This is a genomic window from Oleiphilus sp. HI0079 (assembly GCF_001635105.1).
This window is the reverse complement of the sequence record NZ_LWFT01000339.1, coordinates 1-676: the sequence shown is the minus strand read 5'-3', so window position 1 is coordinate 676 and position 676 is coordinate 1. Positions and strand designations below refer to the sequence as shown.

Genomic DNA, 676 nt, shown 5'->3' with positions numbered 1-676 from the left:
TCGTGAAATGGTGATGTGAGGCTTAAGGGTTGGGATTGCTTTGCAGGTCTCCTGACAACACTTCGTTACACTTCTACTAAGAATTGAAACGGCGGTTTGTGACGTAAGACAGGCAGGGTGCTGAGCTTCGATTACACTTCAATGAAAGGTACTCCGGTTTGCAATGTAGATGCTAACCGGGTGCTGTTGTTGAACGTGTTCATTTTCGTAGAGAGAAGTCCGGTGCCCATAGCTAGCCGTTTAGGTAAATACATTCATGCTCATGCTGTTCAGTGTCAGCTGATTCATCATGCTCGTTCAAGGGACTTGTCTCACGCAGTATTGTTAGCGCAGGCTGTACCAGAATTAACCGTCAAGACGCATCTCGTTCTAGACCGAGCCGGACCAGCTGCGCTGATTGTTCCGTTTCAAGCCAAGCCCAATATTGATGCATTAAACAGTTTTTCGAGTAGAGACTTTCAATTAATTGACGACGAGCAGGCAGGGCGATTGTTTACTGACTGCGACCATGGCCACGTGCCTGTCCTGGGGCAGGCCTATGATTTGCCGCTCTATGTCGATGAAGCTGTGTTCTCGTGGGAAGAGGTCTTTGCTTCAAGTGGTTGTGCAAATACCTTACTGCGTTTAAGTCAGGGTTCTGTTAGAGCTGTATTGCGAGACGCGAATGTAGGCTTGT

Annotated in this window: 1 protein-coding gene; it reads left to right on the top strand. The window is 47.9% G+C overall.

Going from position 1 to position 676, the window contains the following annotated elements; genetic code table 11:
• Nucleotides 1-222: 222 nt before the first annotated feature.
• Nucleotides 223-676 (top strand): aminoacyl-tRNA deacylase (locus tag A3750_RS04655; RefSeq protein ID WP_197474890.1); only part of this gene is annotated, 454 nt, incomplete at its 3' end.